Below are 17,864 nucleotides of genomic sequence, written 5' to 3' on the forward strand. Positions count from 1 at the left end.
TTTCTCCTCATCTGTTGTCGGCGAGGATCATTTCAGCTGCCTTCTCGGCAATCATGATCGTCGGCGAATTGGTGTTGCCGGAGGTAATGGTCGGCATGATCGAGGCGTCGGCGATGCGCAGCCGCCCGAGCGCCCTGAGCTTCAGCCGCGGATCGACGACGCTGTCGGCGTCAGCGCCCATACGAGCGGTGCCGACGGGGTGAAAGATCGTCGTGCCGATCTCGCCGGCCGCACGCTCCAGATCGGCGTCGGTCTCGTAGCCCGGACCCGGCTTGTATTCCTCCGGATGATATCGGGCAAAGGCAGGCTTTGTCACGATCTCTCGCGTCAACCGGATTGATCGTACCGCCACATCCCGGTCTGCAGCCGTCGACAGATAATTCGGGTGGATTGCCGGCGCGGCCGCGAAATCCGGGCCTTTCAGATGCACGGAGCCACGGCTTTCGGGCCTCAGGTTACAGACGCTCGCGGTCATTGCCGGAAATGCATGAACCGGTTCGCCGAACCGGTCGAGCGACACCGGCTGGACGTGATATTCGAGGTCGGCAGTATCCTTGTCCGGCCCTGATTTCGTGAAGATACCGAGCTGGCTCGGTGCCATGGACATCGGACCGGAGCGCTTCAGCGCATATTCCAGCCCGATCGCCGCCTTGCCGAGCAGCCGCGATGCTTTCTCATTCAGCGTCGGCACGCCGGTGACCTTGTAGACGAGGCGAAGCTGCAGATGGTCCTGCAGGTTCTCGCCGACGCCCTTGACCTCTTTCACCACCTCGACACCCGCGCCTGAGAGCACGTCTCCGCGGCCGATACCCGATAGTTCGAGCACATGCGGCGTGCCGATCGCGCCAGCCGATAGGACCGTCTCGCGTCGCGCATGGGCGATCTTCGTCACGCCGTCATGCTGGAACTCGACGCCTTTCACCTCGCCATTCTCGACGAGCAGCCGCCTGACATGGGCCTTGGTGAGCACATTGAGGTTCGCCCGCTTCATTGCGGGGCGGAGAAATGCCTTGGACGTGTTCCATCGAATGCCGGAGCGCTGGTTGACGTCGAAATAGCTGGAGCCCTCGTTGTCGCCACGGTTGAAATCATCGATCGGCGAAATTCCGGCCTCTTCCGCAGCCTTCTGAAAGGCGTCCAGCACGGCCCAGCGCACGCGCGCCTTTTCCACCCGCCACTCCCCGCCGGCGCCATGCATGTCGTCGGCGCCCTTGTAGAAATCCTGGCTCTTGCGAAAGAAGGGCAGCACGTCGTCCCAGGCCCAGCCGGCGCAGCCCATCTGGCGCCAGAGATCATAGTCACGCGCCTGGCCGCGCATGTAGATCATGCCGTTGATCGATGAGCAGCCGCCGAGCAGCTTGCCGCGCGGATAGGAAAGCGATCGGCCATTCAACCCCTCTTCCTTCTCGGTCGTAAAGCACCAGTCGGTGCGCGGGTTGTTGATGCAGTAGAGATAACCGACCGGAATATGCACCCAATGGTAATTGTCGTTGCCGCCGGCTTCCAGCAGCAGGACACGGTTGCGAGGATCGGCCGACAGGCGGTTGGCAAGCACGCAGCCGGCGCTGCCGGCACCGATGATGATGTAGTCGTAGGTTTCCATGATGCTCGCCGATCAGCGCCTGTGCTCGAAGCCCAATTTTCGTCCGAGCCTGGAGGCATAGAATTCGCCGATGATGCCGCGCCGGAAGACCAGAACGCAGACCATGAAGACGACGCCGGTGATGATCGTGACCGGGAATTGCGAAGTCGCCAGATAGTTTTGCAGTGTGACGACGAGGCCCGCGCCGAAGATCGGCCCGATCAGCGTGCCGATCCCGCCGAGCAGCGTCATCAGGATGACTTCGCCGGACATCTGCCAGCCGACATCCGTCAGCGTCGCGAACTGGAAGACCAGCGCCTTCGTGCCGCCGGCAAGACCCGCAAGTGCCGCCGACATGACGAAGGCGCCGAGCTTGTAGCGTGCCACCGAATAACCCAGCGAAATGGCGCGCTGCTCGTTTTCGCGGATCGATTTCAGGATCATGCCGAAGGGCGAGTTGATGAAGCGCCAGATGACGATCATGCCGATCAGGAATACGGCCAGCACGAAATAATATATGCTGGTTGTATCGTTGAGATCGACGAGACCGAAAAGATGTCCGCGCGGTACGGACTGGATGCCGTCCTCGCCATGGGTGAACTCCGCCTGCAGGCAGAAGAAGAAAACATCTGCGCCAGCGCCAGCGTGATCATGGCGAAATAGATGCCCTGCCGGCGGATGGCGAAGAAGCCCATGATCAGGCCGAGCGCCGCGGCACCCGCGACGCCGACGAGAATGCCGATCTCCGGCGTCACGCCCCATTCCTTGACGGCATGGGCGGTGAAGTAGGCCGCCCCGCCGAAGAAGGTCGCGTGACCGAAGGACAGCAGCCCGGTATAGCCGAGCAGCAGGTTGAAGGCGCAGGCGAAAAGCGCGAAGCAGAGCAGCTTCATCAGGAAGATTGGGTAGAAAAAGTGGGGCGACGACCAGCAATACGAGCCCGATGCCAAGGAAGGCCGCATAGGTTCTCGATGCCGTGGCGGAACGTCCGGTTCGCGCGGTGGAGGTGGTCTGGATCACGTCACTCATGGGGCATCCTCCTTACGCATCCCGGCCGAACAGGCCGGCTGGCCGGATGAGAAGCACGATCGCCATGATCACGAAGATCACGATGCTCGACGCTTCCGGATAGAACACCTTGGTCAGGCCCTCGGCGATGCCCAGCATGTAGCCGGTGATAATTGCGCCCATGATCGAGCCCATGCCGCCGACCACGACGACCGCGAAGACCACGATGATGATGTTCGAGCCCATCAGCGGTGACACCTGATAGACGGGTGCGGCCAGCACGCCGGCGAAGGCTGCAAGTCCGGCACCGAGCGCGTAGGTCAGCGTCAGAAGCATTGGCACGTTGACGCCGAAGGCCTGCACCAGGGTCGGGTTTTCGGTCGCCGCCCGCAGATAGGCGCCGAGCTTGGTCTTTTCGATCAGCAGCCACGTGCCGATGCAGACGACCAGCGAGGCGACGACCACCCAGCCGCGGTAATTGGGCAGGAACATGAAGCCGAGATTGGTGGCCCCCGTCAGTTGCGGCGGCGGCGCATAGGGCTGGCCGGACGAGCCGTAGAGATACCGGAACGTGCCCTCGATGGTCAGCGCCAGGCCGAAGGTGAAGAGCAGGCCATAAAGGTGATCGAGCTTGTAGAGCCGCGACAGGAGCAGCCGCTCGATCACCGCGCCGAACAGTCCGACGACGATCGGCGCCAGCAGCAGCGCAAACCAATAATTGATGCCGAAATACTGCAGCATCAGCATCGCAACGAAAGCGCCGAGCATATACTGCGCGCCATGGGCGAAATTGATGACGCGCAGCAGGCCGAAGATGACTGCGAGACCGAGGCTCAAGAGCGCGTAGAAGGAACCGTTGATAAGGCCGATCAGAAGCTGGCCCATGAAGGCCTGCAGCGGAATGCCGAAGATCATCGTCATTTTTTCTCCCCTCATTCCTGTGCTTGTCACAGGAATCCAGCCGGCCCAGGTCTTTGGGCCGAGAAAGCTCCCTTGCGCCGCTGACACGACGCTCCTGGATTCCTGTGAGAAGAACAGGAATGAGGAAGGGGTTGGCGATCGTAATACTCATGCTCAAACCCCCAATACCTTGTGCAGCGTTTCCATGCGCTGCGGCAGTTCGCCGACCGGGAAATCGGCAACCATCTTGCCGTGATCCATCAGATAGAAGCGATCCGCCACGCGGCTGGCGAAGCGGAAATTCTGCTCCACCATCAACACGGTCATGCCGCGCTCCTTCAGCGTCTTCAGAACCTCGCCAATGCGCTGGACGATCACGGGCGCCAGGCCCTCCGTCGGCTCGTCGAGGATGAGAAGCTTCACGCCGGTGCGCAGGATGCGGGCGATCGCCAGCATCTGCTGCTCGCCGCCGGAGAGTTTCGTGCCGGGGCTGGAGCGGCGTTCGTAGAGGTTCGGAAAAAGCTCGTAGATCTCGCCGATCGCCATGCCGCCCTTTGAGACGACGGGCGGGAGCATCAGATTCTCTTCCACCGTCAGCGTCGAGAAGATGCCGCGCTCTTCCGGCACGAAGCCGAGGCCCGCATGAGCCGTCCTGTGCAGCGGCACCGACAGCATGTCCTTATCCGCAAAGCGGATCTCGCCCTTGCGCTCGCGGATGATGCCCATGATCGTGCGCAGCGTCGTGGTCTTGCCGACGCCGTTGCGGCCGAGAATGGTGATCGTTTCGCCTTCCCTGACCGTCATGTTGACGCCGTGAAGGACATGGCTTTCGCCATACCAGGCATTGAGATTGAAGACCTGCAGAAGCGGCTGAGCCATCACGCGTCCTCCGTGCCCATATAGGCGAGGCGAACGCGCTCGTCCTTTGCAACCGTCTCGTAGTCGCCTTCCGCCAGGATCTCGCCGCGCTGGAGCACCGTCACCTGGTGGCAGATGTCGGATACGACCGAGAGATTGTGTTCCACCATCAGCACGGCGCGGGTCTTGGCGACCTCGCGGATGATGTTGGAGACTGCGCCGATATCCTCCTGGCCCATGCCGGCCATAGGCTCGTCGAGCAGAAGAACCATCGGATCGAGCGCCAGTGTCGTCGCTATTTCAAGCACCCGTTTGCGCCCATAGGAAAGATCGGCCGCCACGGCGTCACGCTCGCGTTTGAGGCCTACCGTCTCGATCAGTGCATCGGCCTGTTCATTCAGCCGATCGAGCGAGGAGGAGGGCAGCCAGAACTGCGTCGAGAGCCCGTTCGGGCGCTGTAGTGCTACGCGCACGTTGTCGAGAACCGAAAGATGCGGAAACACCGCCGAGATCTGGAACGATCGCACCAGCCCCATGCGGGCGACCTTGTCCGGCGGGGTCTTGGTGATATCCGTGCCGAGCAAGGTGATCGAACCCGCCGTCGGTTGCAGAAATTTTGTGAGGAGATTGAAGACCGTCGTCTTGCCGGCGCCGTTCGGGCCGATCAGCGCATGGACGCGGGCATGGTGGATGTCCAGATCGACATTTCTCACTGCCGAAAAGGCGCCGAAACTCTTGGAGAGACCGCGGGCGGACAAGACCACCCGCGGCTCCTCGTGCAGTGCTGATGAGGCGACTGCCATTATTTCACCAGCTCGCAGCCGGCCTTGGCCGGGTCGAGATAGGCGTCCTTGCCGGGGATCGTGGCGAGCACGTTGTAATAGTCCCACGGCTCCTTGCTTTCATCCGGCTTCTTGACCTGCAGGAGATACATGTCGTGGATCATGCGACCGTTTGCGGCGACCGTTCCACCGCGGCCGAAGAAATCGTCGACCGGAATTTCGCGCATCGCCTTCGCTACCGCGTCGGCGTCATCCGAACCGGCCTTCTCGACCGCCTTCAGATAATGGGTGACGGCGGAATAGGTGCCGGCATGAACCATGTTCGGCATCTTGTTGGTGCGGGCAAAGAACTTCTTGCCAAACTCGCGGCTCTGGTCGTCGAGGTTCCAGTAATAGCCTTCAGTCAGCGTCAGGCCCTGGGCCGCTTCCAGGCCAAGACCATGCACTTCGGCGAGGGTGAAGAGCAGCGCGGCAAGGCTCTGGCCGCCCTGCACGATGCCGAATTCGGCGGCCTGTTTGATCGCGTTCGCCGTATCGAGGCCGGCATTGGCAAGACCGATAACCTTGGCGCCGGAAGACTGGGCCTGCAGCAGGAAGGACGAGAAATCCTGGGTCGACAGCGGATGGCGCACCGAGCCCAGCACCTGGCCACCGTTTGCCTTCACATAGTCGCCGGTCTGCTGTTCCAGCGAATAGCCGAAGGCATAGTCTGCCGTCAGGAAGTACCAGCTGTCGCCGCCCTGCTTGACCATGGCGCCACCGGTACCGACGGCGAGCGCATGGGTGTCGTATGCCCAATGGAAACCATAGGGCGTGCATGCCTTGCCGGTCAGGTCGACCGTGGCGGCACCGGTATTGATGGTGATCCTCTTCTTGTCCTTGGACAACGCCTGCACGGCGAGACCGACCGACGAGGTGGTGAGGTCCATGATCGCATCGACCTGCTGCGTGTCGTACCACTGGCGGGCGATGTTGGAGGCAACGTCCGGCTTGTTCTGGTGGTCGGCATCGACGATCTCGACCGGCACGCCGAGCACCTTGCCGCCGAAATCCTCCACCGCCATCTTGGCGGCCTCGACCGACGACTTGCCGCCAAAGTCGGCATAGACGCCCGACTGGTCGTTCAGGATGCCGATCTTCACCTTGCCGTCGGATGCAGATTGGGCAAATGCGGTGCCACTCGCCAGCATCAGGGCAAGCGACGTCAAAATCGTCTTTCGCATAAGTTCTCCTCCCAGAGATTGCAGGCTGCAGAATCTGTTCAAAATTGGCGGGTCGCCCTCCTCAAAGCAGCCCTTCCATGCGGCATGGTTCAGTAAAACGGCCGTTGACGCAAGCAGTGTCGCATTATTAATTGCGGACAGCATCTGTTCATTTCTGAACAGATCGGTGGAGGGATCGAACGGGTGAGCGAGTGACGGGCAATTCCAGTTTCGGCCATCCCGGTTTTACCTGGGATGATCTGCAGTATTTCCTGGCGGTAGCCCGTACCGGCCAGCTTTCGGTCGCCGCAAGGCATCTGCGCACCAGCCATGCCACCGTTTCCCGCCGCATCGATCGCCTTGAATTCACGCTCAAGGTGAAGCTCTTCGAGCGCAACCCGCGCGGTTACGTGCTGACCGGCGTCGGCCAGCGGTTCATTGATGCGGCAGAGCGCATGGAGGCGGAAGCCGACCGGCTGCAACTGGATATCGCGTCGGGCAGCGCAGCCCATCAGGGCGTCGTGCGGCTGAGCGCGCCGGAAGGCATTGCGAACTATTTTCTCGCCCACCAGATCGGCGACTTCACCGCCCAGCACCCCAATCTCGCGCTCGAACTGGTAACGATCCAGCAGATCATGTCGCTGTCCCGCAAGGAGGCGGACATCGCGATCTCGCTGGACCCGCCCAAGGGCGGGCCCTACGAGATCGAGAAGATCACCGACTATCGTCTCAGCATCTATGGCGCAAAATCCTATCTCGCCGAGCGGCCGGAGATCAGAAGGCGGGACGATCTGCTTCTCCATCCCTTCATCGGCTACATTCAGGACATGATCTTCGCGCCGGGGCTGGATTATCTCGGCGACGTGCATCCCGGCATCAAGCCGCGCTTCCAGAGCTCCAGTATTTCCGCGCAGATGACAGCGACGCTCCAGCGCCAGGGCCTGTGCATCCTTCCGCATTTCATTGCCTGCCGGCAGCCGGAATTGGAGATGGTCCTGGCCGATGACGTGCAGCTGACACGGCATTATTACCTCGTCAGGCACCGGGACATGAGCCGAATCCCGCGGGTGAGAGCCGTCGCAGATTACCTGACCGCAGTCGTCCACGAGAACAGGAGCGCCTTTCTCGGCGGCTGATCTGGAAGACCTTGGTTCTCCCCAAATCCTTGAAACAGAAATTGGCGGAAACTGTGCATCCGGACGTCAGGGATCAGTGAATAAGCTGCATGGGCGAGCGGCATATGGCTGGACAAGACGGCCCGCGTTCATCCAGACAGCACCGGGGTCGGTTGATGAATGCCGGCGCCAGCGTCTTCCGGACTGATAACCGGAACCGCTCCAGACCTATATCGAAGGACGCCGTGCATGAAGACCGTCAGCGACGAACTGCTCAATGCCCTGATGGCCGACATGCGCGAGGCGGCGGAGAACGAGATTCTGCCGCGCTTCCGCTCCGTCACTTCGGACACGATCCGCGCCAAGACCATGGCCGACGACATCGTCACCGATGCCGATATCGCCGCCGAACAGGTCATCAGCGAGAAACTGAATGCGCGCCTGCCGGGCATCACCATCATCGGCGAGGAAGCGGTCTCGGACGATGCCTCCATCCTGACGCGTCTTGCAGAAGCGGAACTTGCCGCCGTCATCGATCCGGTCGACGGCACCTGGCATTTCGCCCACGGCACGCCGATGTTCGGCAGCATTCTGGCGATCGTCTCCGGCGGCCAGACCATCGCCGGCCTGATCCATTACCCGGTTCTCGGTGACTTCCTTGTCGCGAGACCCGGGCAGGGCGCCTGGCATGTCGCTGCCGACGGCACGCAGACGCGGCTTTCCGTGGCGGAACCGACACCGGTCGATGAGATGCACGGTTTCATCCCGCTGCATATGTTCGAGCCGGAACTACGGGAAAAGCTCGCGCCGCGCCTGTTGCGCTTCCTGCGCATCACCACCTGGCGCTGCTCGGCCTGGGAATATCGCATGCTGGCCACCGGCGCCATGAGCTTCTGCCTTAACGAAAGCCTCAAGCCCTGGGACCATGCGGCCGGTGTGCTCATTCATGCCGAAGCGGGCGGTCACGCGGCCACGATGGCGGGCGAGGTCTACCGGCCGACCATGACCGATGGCCACCTTCTGACGGCGCCGGACAAGGCGTCCTGGCAGGCGATCAGGGCCGCGCTGCAGGACTAGGCTGTCGCCTAAACCCGCGGCGGTTTCCGAAAGTCCGCATTCCTTCGCATATACGCTCGATGATCTCCTAGTTTCTGACGTCTTGGGCGGATAGCCTGTCGCCTGATTCGTCGCCCCGCAGCGAGGGCGATCAGAGACAGTCGAAGGAGACGAAGATGGCGGAGTTTGGAAGCGGTCTGGTCGAGCTGAAGCCGCAGATTACCGTGATCGGCGTCGGCGGCGGCGGCGGCAATGCGATCAACAACATGATCGACGAGAACCTGAGAGGCGTGGAATTCGTCGCGGCCAACACGGACGCGCAGGTTCTCGCTACCTCAAAGGCCTCGCGCCGCATCCAGCTCGGCGCCCAGGTGACGGAAGGTCTCGGCGCCGGCTCCCTGCCGGATGTCGGGCGCGCGGCGGCGGAAGAATCGATCGACGAGATCATGGATCATCTCGCCGGTTCGCATATGTGTTTCGTCACCGCCGGCATGGGCGGCGGCACCGGCACGGGTGCGGCACCCGCGATCGCCCGTGCCGCCCGTGCAGCCGGCATTCTCACTGTCGCCGTCGTCACCAAGCCGTTCACCTTCGAAGGTCAGCGCCGCATGAAAACGGCAGAGGCGGGTATCGAGGAACTGCGTGATGCAGCCGACACCGTCATCGTCATTCCCAACCAGAACCTGTTCCGCATCGCCGATGCCAAGACCAGCTTTGCCGATGCCTTCATGATCGCCGACCGCGTTCTTTTCTCCGGCGTCGGCTGCATCACCGACCTGATCGTCAAGGAAGGCCTGATCAATCTCGATTTCGCCGACGTGAAATCGGTCATGCGTGGCATGGGTCGGGCGATGATGGGCACCGGCGAAGCCTCGGGCGACGGCCGCGCCATGGCAGCGGCGGAAGCCGCGATCGCCAACCCGCTGCTCGACGACATTTCGATGCGAGGCGCCAAGGGCGTTTTGATCTCGATTTCCGGCGGTTCTGACATGACCCTGTTCGAGGTCGATGAGGCCGCGAGCCGTATTCGTGACGAAGTGGAAGCCGAAGCCGACATCGTCGTCGGCGCGATCTTCGACCGCAATCTCGACGGCAAGTTCCGCGTCTCCGTCGTCGCGACCGGCCTCGACAAGTAACGGACGTCGACTGAGATCAGTCGACGATCGTTTTCAGATGCTCCTTGAGACGCGGGATGTCGGCTGGCGAGACATCCCGCGGATCTGTCAGCGGAATCCACGCATCGATATAGTGCTCAGGCGCGTAGACGTGGCCATATCCCACCGGCGAGCTGGTCGCGATCGCCATGTCGACCACGAGCTGCAGTGCCGTCACGATCGGCAGCCATGTGAAATCGGGCGATACGTCCGGACCGCGTTCGCCCTTCAGCCATTGCGGCTCGCGGAAAAACGACGACGGGTCGAAAAACACGACGGGATCGCTCGCGTACTGTAGGTAGACGATCCTCATCGCTCCCCAAGGGGCAAAGTCGCCGCTCGCGGTGGTGTTCTGGTTCGCGAAGCGGACGACGGACCCGTCTCTGAAACGCGGCAGCCATGCCGGAGAGCCCGGTTCCCGCGCCGCGGTTATGTAATTCCACGTCTGGCTTCGAAACGGCGGCCCGCTCCAGAGAGCGCCGTTGAACGGATCGCCGACGATGTCGTAAATATCGGTCGAGAGCTGGGAGTTCAGCGCCCCGAGACTTAGGCCATGGAGGTAGAGCCGGGGGCGCTTATCGGCCGGCAGTGTCTTCCAGTATTTGTAGACCTCCTGGAACATGGCTTTTGCCGCGTCCTGGCCGCTTTCCGGCTCGATCAGCAGGGAAAGCCAGCTGGTGAGATAGGAATATTGCAGAGCGACGCTCGCGACATCGCCCCTGTGGAGATATTCGAGCGTATCGATCGCGGCAGGATCGACCCAGCCGGTTCCCGTGGGCGCGATCACCACGAGCAGCGATCGTTCGAACCCTCCCTGCCGCTGCAGTTCTTTCAGCGCCAGCTTCGCACGATCCTCGACCGTCTCGGCATTGTTGAGCCCGACGTAAACGCGGATCGGATTAAGTGCCCGCGTCTTCCAGAAGTCGCCGATTGCCCGGGCGCGTGGCCCGCTGGAGACGAATGACCGCCCCTGCCTGCCGAGATCGTCCCAGGCGACGAGCGATTGATCTCCACCGGTAACATCGACGCCCGCGGGAGGCTTCTCGTCCGGCACGATCATTTCGTCCGCCTTCTGGAACGACGCGTCGGCGGCATTCAGGCCCCATCTCAGCAATAGGCCCTGACCGATGGACCAGAACAGGATGATCGCCAGCGCAAATGCGATCACGTTGGACACCCTGCGCGGCATGATCGCATCCAGCCGGTCGGAGAGCCGGTTGGCGGAAAGACGGAACAGCCGGCCGATGGCAAACAGCAGCGCAAACGTGGCAGCTGCGATGGCGGCCAGACGCACCGGATCGGCACTGTCGAGCTGCTCCATGCCCCATAGCGAGCGGATCGAGTTCTGCCATCCAACCGCATGCCAGAGAAAGATGCTGGCGATGATGATGGCCGCCACCAGCGTAAAGGCACGCATCGGCAGGGCATGTCGCGATAGCCAGGGCAGTTCGAGATAGCGCCATAGCCAGCTGAGAAAGACGCCGATCGCATATCCGGCGGCCGCACAGACCCCCGACAGCAGCCCTTGGACGAGATAGGAGCGCGGCATCAGGCTCGGCGTCAGCGAGCCCGCGAAAAGAGAAGTGCCAAGAGTGTGCCCGTTGCACACAATGATCCCAGAAGCCGTAATATCAATCCAAACCCTCGCAATCGGCTCACATCGAATTCTGCCGGACCGGCAGGGTATCGTCCCGACCCGAAGATAGTGTGCGGCGCCTCAGGGTCCATGGCATGCCATAAGCGGAGTATCCTGCGGCCGCACGACAATTGTAACGAATGCCTCCTGCCCGGAAACGAACCTGTCATCGATACCGAGGAGCTTTCCCCGCGACGATCGGATTTGCGCAGAGAGGCATCTTGGACAAGTTGAAGATAGAGAACTGGAATGTGCTCGGCACTTTCGTACGCATCGTCCGGGATGCCGGGTCGACCCAGGAAGTGATCTCTTCGATGTCACCGTGCCGCCTGGTGGCGGTACTCCGCGACACGTTCATTCGGTCGAGACCGAATCTTTCTATGTCATTGACGGTGTGGTCACCTTCAATCTGGGGAGGAGACGATCCATGCGCATCCGGGCACCTTCGTGATCGGCATACCCGGCGTGCCGCATGCTTTTCGCAACGAGACATCAACATGTGTACGAATGATCTGCACATCGGTACCGGGTGGCCGGCATGTGAAATTCCTGCGTGAGCTCGGTGAGCGGCTGCCGGATACGGCAACCGAAGCCAGACCGGTTAATGTCACCCAGGACTTGATGCAGAGGGTAGAGGCTGCATCAGAGAGAGTGGGCATCCAGCTTCTGGATTAGCTCACGCCTTCGCAGTGATGGCATTGCGGCGCTGCGCACGATTTTCACCACCGTCCGATCCATCGGCATTCAGAAAACAGGCAGGGAAAAATCTTGAGAAGAGGATATGTATGGGCCGTTATTTCAGCCTCGCTGTCGGTTGTTCTGGCCGCCTTCATCGCATGGATGATATTCGGTTCCACCATCTTCAATCTCGAATCGAATGCGCTGTGGCGGATCGAGCAGGCATGTCTCGCAAGTCCAGCCGGAACGGCCGATCCTCCCTGCATACTGGCCGACCCGTTCGAAGGTTACGTCCTGATCAAGGACCGCAAGGGCAGCAGCCACTATCTGCTGCTTCCGACAAAACGCGTCTCCGGCATCGAGAATGACGAACTCCTGTCGGGCACGCTTCCCAACTATTTCGAGCTTGCCTGGTCCACCAGGAAGGTGCTCTCCATCGGACGTGCTGCCCCGCTGCCCGATCAGGATGTGCTCCTGGCGATAAACTCCAAATTCGGCAGGTCGCAGGGCCAGCTTCACATTCATATTTCCTGCGCCAAGCCGCAGGTCGGGCAGCTTCTCGCGCGATTTGACGGCAACATCAGCGAAACCTGGACGCCATTCCCGGTGGATCTGGAAGGGCATCAATATTTCGTCCGCCGCATCAGCCTCACCCAGTTCGAGGAAGTCGGAGCCTTTCGTGTCGTAGCGCTGGGAATGCCGCGCGCCGCCATGGCGATGGATCGCATGTCCATCGCCATGGCGGCGGCCACAAACGGAGAGGTGATCCTGCTGGCAACCGAACGGGATCTGTTCGACCTCAATCTGGCATCTGCCGAAGAGTTGCAGGATCATGATTGCACGGGGCGATGAGGGTGCGCCTGCGATGGCATAAGATAATCGCGGATCTTTCGGTCCGTCAGCCTATAGGCTTCTTCGACCGAGAACCCGCGGAAATGCACGCTCCACGTGTTTTTGGATGGAACGTACAAGCGGCTCATTTCTGAGCCGGTAAGCTCTCCCTATCAGCGCACCCCAGCAACCCGGTTTGCCCAATTCGATCTGCCAGGATCGCATCGCTCTCGAACAGCTTTGCGGCTTGGAGATCCGTTGCGCTGCAACGTTTCTATCACCAGGGAGATTTGCAAATGTCCATTCATTCTCAAGGAATTCTTCGTCGCAATTTCTGCCTCTGCTGCGTCGGTATGGGCGCGCTGGCGGCGAGCGGCGTTTCACTGTCACCCAGCCAGGTTTTTGCCAAGGCCCAAGGCATCGTCGACAAGATGCGCGGCGCGGCCGCTACGGCGGAGATCACCACGCACAAGATCCGCGGCGGCTTCGCCGTGCTGGAGGGCTCGGGAGGCAATATTCTCGCACTGCCGGGCGCCGACGGTACATTGCTGGTGGATGCCGGTATCACCGCCTCTGAACCCCGCATCAAACAATCGCTTGCCGACTTTAAAGCCGCGCCGGTTCGCCAGCTCATCAATACTCACTGGCATTTCGACCACGCAGACGGCAACGAATGGATGGGGCGTGACGGTGCCCATATCATCGCTCAGCAGAACACTCTTCGGCACCTGCACGAAGCGCAGCGCGTTGAAGACTGGGATTTCGATTTTCCTCCCGCGCCGCCCAAGGCCCTGCCGACAGAGGTTTTCGGCGCCAGCCATGACATGGCGATGAATGGCGAAACCCTGAAGCTGGTCCACTATGAGGGCGGCGCCCATACCGACAGCGACATCTATGTTCTCTTCGAGAAGAACAACGTGCTGCATGTAGGCGACACCTACTGGAACGGAATCTACCCCTTCATCGATTATTCGACCGGCGGCAGCATCGACGGTACGATCCGCGCGCTGGAGAAGAACCTGGCTTTGGCCGACCGGGATACGATCATCATTCCAGGCCACGGCATGCCGGTCAGCAACAGGGCTGAAATGCTGGAGTTTCACGACATGCTCGTTGCGATCCGCGATAATGTTGCGAGGCTGAAGGCGAAAGGCATGACGCTGGCTCAAACTCAGGCGGAGAAGCCGACAAAGGCTTTCGACGCGAAATGGGGCCAGTTCGTCATCGGGCCCGATTTCTTCACCAAGCTCGTTTATGAAGGCGTCTGACGTCCACTGGCTGGGCTGAAGACCGCGGCATCAATTTATCAGCCCGATCATGCAAGCGTTCGGGCGTTCCTGCGGATATTCAAGCTAGCAAGAGCGGTAGGATCTGCCACGCCGCCACGTTATCCGAGGAACAGGTCATGGTGTCAGATAGCAGTTCTCAGCCCGCTTCCGCTTCCGTTGGTATGCGGCTGCCGGTGGTACCGGCTGCCGCATTCGGCTTGGTGCTTGGCGTTGTCGGTCTTTCGGGAAGCTGGCGGGCCGCAACCGCCTATTGGGGCGTCTCCGCTGTGGTCGGTGAAGTCATCGGGATGATCGGCGCCGCCATATGGCTGCTTCTGGTCCTCTGCTATGCCTTGAAATGGATAGTCTTTCGCCAGGATGCAGTTCAGGAGCTGGAGCATCCGGTCCAATGCTGTTTCGTCGGCCTTGTCGGCGTCGCGACCATGCTGGTGGCCAACGTGATGTTGCCGTCCTCCTATGTGCTGGCCGCTATCGTCTTCTGGCTGGGTTTCTCCTGGACCGCGCTCTTCGCACTGTGGCGCACCGGTGCATTGTGGCGCGGTGGCCGCGACCCCTCGACCACCACTGCGGTCCTCTACCTCCCAACAGTCGCGGGCTCCTATGTCACGGGCATCGTGGGAAGCGCGCTGGGCTATCAGGGGCTTAGCCAGCTCGCTTTCGGTGCCGGCTTCTTTTCATGGCTTGCCATTGAATCGGTGCTGCTCAACCGCCTCCTGACAGCGGGCGAGATGAACGAGCCGATCCGCCCGACAATGGGCATTCAGCTCGCGCCGCCAACCGTCGGCACCGTCGCCTATCTGAGCGCGACCACCGGCATGCCGGACATGCTGGCGCATGCCATGCTGGGCTATGGCCTGCTGCAGGCGCTGTTGATGATCCGCATCCTGCCCTGGCTTTTGAAACAGCCCTTCACCGCGGGCTACTGGGCCTTTTCCTTCGGCCTGACCGCTCTTGCTACCGCCGTCGTGCGAATGTCCGAGCGCGGCGATGCCGGGCTTGTCCCCGCCCTTGCCGTGCCGGTTTTTGTGATCGTCAACGCGCTGATTGCGCTTCTCGTGGTAATGACGCTCGGCCTCTTGCTGCGCGGCAAGCTCTTCCCGCTCCGCCCGGTCGGCGGTTGAGCCAGAAGGCTCCTGGCAGAATCTTGCTCTTTTCCGCTGCCGAGAGGCAGGCCGAATATTGCAATATCTGGTTTGGAGAAATGGCGGACAAGGTGGGATTCGAACCCACGGTACGCTTTCACGCACACACGCGTTCCAGGCGTGCGCCTTAAACCACTCGGCCACCTGTCCTTTAGGATGTCTTGCGCCCTATTCGAGGCAAAACGTTGGAACGGCCGCGATATATACCGATCATTGCTGAAGGATCAACCCGATTCTGAAGGATTTTTGACATCTCCACGAAATGCCGTCCGCGCGTTGCAAAGCAGGGGTGCCAAAGCTATTCTTTTTCCGAACAAGGCAGTCTACGCGAAGAAGGAAGATCGGCGCGATGAGCGGTTTGCGGGCGGTTTTCCACTTTCTGAGCTTCCTGGCTCTGGCCGCCGCCATTCTTGTCGGCACGATCGATTCGATTCAGTCGGTCTCGACCTCGGAAATCGTGCTCACCAGCCTCGGCAATGCCTGGCTCAATCTCGATGCCGAAAGCCTGACACTGGCAGAATTCGCAGCGAATGACTATATCAGCGCCGATATATGGCGACCCTTCGTGGCACCGGTCCTGGCTCAGCCCGCCGTTGCCGTGTTTCTGTTGCTGGCGCTCGTTTTCTGGATCATCGGCTACAAGAGAACATCCTTTGCCGGACGGTTCTCGGCCTGATCCGTCAGTCGACGTGACCGGGCCGCAGGCGAGGGCGAACCCGCCGGATTTGGAGGCAAGACATGAACCTGATCGACATCTTCTCCAAGAAGACGGCCATGCCGTCCGTTGAAACTGCCCTGCCGGGACGCCCCGAAGCAATCCCGACATCGGATATCCATTTCGTCAACGGCCGCCCGTTGATGGAGCCCTACCCGGAAGGCCTCGAAGTCGCCTATTTCGGCATGGGCTGCTTCTGGGGCGCCGAACGCCTGTTCTGGAAGACGCCCGGCGTCTACGTGACGGCGGTCGGCTATGCCGGCGGCATCACGCCGAACCCGACTTATCATGAAACGACGACGGGCCAGACCGGCCATGCCGAGATCGTCAAGGTCGTCTTCGATCCGACGGTCGTGTCCTACCGGCAGTTGCTGAAGATCTTCTTCGAGGAACATGATCCGACCCAGGGCATGCGCCAGGGTAACGACATCGGCACGACCTACCGCTCGGCCATCTACACGACCAGCGATGCCCAGGCGACGGAAGCTCGCGAAGCACTGGGCGCGTTCCAGGACGCGCTGACCAAGGCCGGCCGCGATACGGCAATCACGACCGAGCTCATCCCGGTTCCGGACTTCTATTACGCCGAGGACTATCATCAGCAATATCTCGCCAAGAATCCCGGCGGCTATTGCGGCCTGAAGGGCACTGGCGTGTCCTGCCCGGTGGGCTAAACACCCCTCGAAAGTAGTCTGAGCAAATGAATAGCGCCGCGGATTTATGCAAAGTCCGCGGCGAATTCATGCAGGCTGCCAAAGGGATAGGCGTTTTTACCAGTTGAAAAAAATCTGGTGAATTTTTCAGCGGCGCATGCAAGAGTAGAGGCAGCCAAGCCTTCTAAGAGGGGGCAGGTGACCGCATGGTGTCCTCTGGATGGACCCGCGGGAGGACCTAAACACTAAAAAACAGGGCTGCATGATGAAGAAAACCCTTTTGAGCCTTCTTGCCGTGGCTGCGATGTCGACGACCGCTCTGGCCGCCGAGATCAAGCCGGCACTGGTCTATGGCACCGGCGGCAAGTTCGACAAATCCTTCAACGAAGCCGCCTATGCCGGCGCCGAGGCCTACAAGAAGGAAACCGGCACCGAGTACCGCGATTTCGAGCCGACCAGCGACACGCAGGGCGAGCAGGCGATCCGCAACTTCGCAAGCCGCGGCTACAACCCGGTCGTCGCCGTCTCCTTCGCCTGGACGTCCGCGATGGAAAAGGTTGCAGCCGAATTCCCGGACACCAAGTTCGTCATCGTCGATTCCGTCGTCGATCTGCCGAATGTCCGCTCGGTCGTCTACAAGGAAGAGGAAGGCTCCTACCTCACCGGCATCCTCGCCGGCATGGCGTCCAAGACCGGCAAGGTCGGTTTCGTCGGTGGCATGGATATCCCGCTGATCCGCAAGTTCGCCTGCGGCTACGCCCAGGGCGTCAAGGCGGTGAAGTCTGACGCTGAGGTCTTCCAGAACATGGTCGGCACCACCGGTGCAGCCTGGAACGACCCGGTTCGCGGCGGCGAACTTGCCAAGAACCAGATCGATCAGGGCGCGGATGTCGTCTATGCGGCTGCCGGCGCCTCCGGCCTCGGCGTGCTGCAGACCGCAGCCGACAACAAGAAGTTCTCGATCGGCGTCGATCTCGAACCAGAACCACCTGCATCCCGGTTCAGTGCTGACTTCGATGGTCAAGCGCGTCGACCTCGCCGTCTACAACGCTTACAAGGACACCGCCGAAGACAAGTTCACCGCCGGCGTCCAGGCGAACGGCATCAAGGAAGATGGCGTCACCGCTGCGATCGACGACAACAACAAGTCGCTGATCACGCCGGAAATGCAGGCGGCAGTCGAAAAGGCCAAGGCTGACATCATCGCAGGCACCGTCAAGGTACACGACTACATGTCGGACAACGCCTGCCCGAACTAAGCCT

General features: G+C 61.1%; 15 protein-coding genes, 1 tRNA gene and 2 pseudogenes. 10 read left to right on the top strand and 8 right to left on the bottom strand.

The features are described 5' to 3' along the window. Window positions 1-7: 7 nt before the first annotated feature. The 6 genes and pseudogenes from N7E02_RS16750 to N7E02_RS16775 all read right to left on the bottom strand — a co-directional run bounded on the left by N7E02_RS16750 (window position 8) and on the right by N7E02_RS16775 (window position 6,353). On the bottom strand, window positions 8-1,603 hold the full coding sequence (locus N7E02_RS16750) for a GMC family oxidoreductase (RefSeq protein ID WP_286583385.1): 1,596 nt from the start codon (window positions 1,601-1,603) through the stop codon (window positions 8-10). 12 nt (window positions 1,604-1,615) lie between these two features. Then, window positions 1,616-2,611, bottom strand: a pseudogene (locus tag N7E02_RS16755) (branched-chain amino acid ABC transporter permease). Window positions 2,612-2,623: 12 nt separating this feature from the next. After that, window positions 2,624-3,511, bottom strand: a complete 888-nt coding sequence (locus N7E02_RS16760; protein ID WP_286583386.1) for a branched-chain amino acid ABC transporter permease — start codon at window positions 3,509-3,511, stop codon at window positions 2,624-2,626. A 153-nt stretch (window positions 3,512-3,664) separates the two neighbouring features. Continuing rightward, window positions 3,665-4,369 carry an ABC transporter ATP-binding protein gene (locus tag N7E02_RS16765; protein WP_286583388.1) on the bottom strand — a complete coding sequence of 235 codons (705 nt, stop codon included), beginning with the start codon at window positions 4,367-4,369 and terminating at the stop codon, window positions 3,665-3,667. Further along, on the bottom strand, window positions 4,369-5,151 hold the full coding sequence (locus N7E02_RS16770) for an ABC transporter ATP-binding protein (protein ID WP_286583390.1): 783 nt from the start codon (window positions 5,149-5,151) through the stop codon (window positions 4,369-4,371). Before N7E02_RS16770 ends, N7E02_RS16765 begins: the two co-directional genes overlap by 1 nt. Then, window positions 5,151-6,353 (bottom strand): ABC transporter substrate-binding protein, encoded by a 1,203-nt coding sequence (locus tag N7E02_RS16775; RefSeq protein WP_286583393.1) that lies wholly within the window; start codon window positions 6,351-6,353, stop codon window positions 5,151-5,153. The genes N7E02_RS16770 and N7E02_RS16775 overlap by 1 nt, the downstream gene beginning before the upstream one ends. 191 nt (window positions 6,354-6,544) lie before the next feature. On the opposite strand from N7E02_RS16775, the gene N7E02_RS16780 reads away from it, so the two are divergent. The 3 genes from N7E02_RS16780 (at window position 6,545) to ftsZ (ending at window position 9,639) form a co-directional block, all read left to right on the top strand. Further along, the gene (locus N7E02_RS16780; RefSeq protein ID WP_286583396.1) at window positions 6,545-7,468 is read left to right on the top strand and encodes a LysR family transcriptional regulator; all 924 of its coding nucleotides are present in this window, start codon (window positions 6,545-6,547) and stop codon (window positions 7,466-7,468) included. Window positions 7,469-7,696: 228 nt separating this feature from the next. Then, window positions 7,697-8,524: an inositol monophosphatase family protein gene (locus N7E02_RS16785; RefSeq protein ID WP_286583398.1), complete on the top strand. Its 828-nt coding sequence runs from the start codon at window positions 7,697-7,699 to the stop codon at window positions 8,522-8,524. 155 nt (window positions 8,525-8,679) lie between these two features. Beyond that, on the top strand, window positions 8,680-9,639 hold the full coding sequence (gene ftsZ / locus N7E02_RS16790; protein WP_353622895.1) for a cell division protein FtsZ: 960 nt from the start codon (window positions 8,680-8,682) through the stop codon (window positions 9,637-9,639). 16 nt (window positions 9,640-9,655) lie between these two features. Here ftsZ and N7E02_RS16795 read toward each other — a convergent pair whose 3' ends face one another. Next, window positions 9,656-11,206 (bottom strand): alpha/beta hydrolase, encoded by a 1,551-nt coding sequence (locus N7E02_RS16795; RefSeq protein WP_353622896.1) that lies wholly within the window; start codon window positions 11,204-11,206, stop codon window positions 9,656-9,658. 409 nt (window positions 11,207-11,615) lie between these two features. Here N7E02_RS16795 and N7E02_RS29775 point away from each other — a divergent pair, with 409 nt between their 5' ends. From N7E02_RS29775 to tehA, 4 genes are all read left to right on the top strand, one after another. Then, the gene (locus N7E02_RS29775) at window positions 11,616-11,744 is read left to right on the top strand and encodes a cupin domain-containing protein (protein WP_353622897.1); all 129 of its coding nucleotides are present in this window, start codon (window positions 11,616-11,618) and stop codon (window positions 11,742-11,744) included. A gap of 317 nt (window positions 11,745-12,061) precedes the next feature. Then, window positions 12,062-12,823 (top strand): CDP-diacylglycerol pyrophosphatase, encoded by a 762-nt coding sequence (locus N7E02_RS16800; protein ID WP_286583400.1) that lies wholly within the window; start codon window positions 12,062-12,064, stop codon window positions 12,821-12,823. A gap of 275 nt (window positions 12,824-13,098) precedes the next feature. Continuing rightward, window positions 13,099-14,070 (top strand): MBL fold metallo-hydrolase, encoded by a 972-nt coding sequence (locus N7E02_RS16805; protein ID WP_286583402.1) that lies wholly within the window; start codon window positions 13,099-13,101, stop codon window positions 14,068-14,070. Between the two features lie 137 nt (window positions 14,071-14,207). Beyond that, the gene (tehA, locus tag N7E02_RS16810) at window positions 14,208-15,212 is read left to right on the top strand and encodes a dicarboxylate transporter/tellurite-resistance protein TehA (RefSeq protein ID WP_286583405.1); all 1,005 of its coding nucleotides are present in this window, start codon (window positions 14,208-14,210) and stop codon (window positions 15,210-15,212) included. 81 nt (window positions 15,213-15,293) lie between these two features. On the opposite strand, the gene N7E02_RS16815 is transcribed toward tehA, so the two are convergent. Next, window positions 15,294-15,383 (bottom strand) — tRNA-Ser (locus N7E02_RS16815). Between the two features lie 199 nt (window positions 15,384-15,582). Between N7E02_RS16815 and N7E02_RS16820 the strand changes: the two genes are divergently transcribed. The 3 genes and pseudogenes from N7E02_RS16820 (at window position 15,583) to N7E02_RS16830 (ending at window position 17,860) form a co-directional block, all read left to right on the top strand. Next, window positions 15,583-15,909, top strand: a complete 327-nt coding sequence (locus N7E02_RS16820) for a hypothetical protein (protein WP_286583407.1) — start codon at window positions 15,583-15,585, stop codon at window positions 15,907-15,909. Window positions 15,910-15,971: 62 nt separating this feature from the next. Next, window positions 15,972-16,622: a peptide-methionine (S)-S-oxide reductase MsrA gene (gene msrA, locus N7E02_RS16825; protein WP_286583408.1), complete on the top strand. Its 651-nt coding sequence runs from the start codon at window positions 15,972-15,974 to the stop codon at window positions 16,620-16,622. Window positions 16,623-16,866: 244 nt separating this feature from the next. Beyond that, window positions 16,867-17,860 (top strand): annotated as a pseudogene (locus tag N7E02_RS16830) (BMP family lipoprotein). Window positions 17,861-17,864: the final 4 nt, after the last annotated feature.

Origin of the sequence: Terrirhizobium terrae, from assembly GCF_030323265.1 — a bacterium.
Lineage (GTDB): Bacteria > Pseudomonadota > Alphaproteobacteria > Rhizobiales > Rhizobiaceae > Neorhizobium.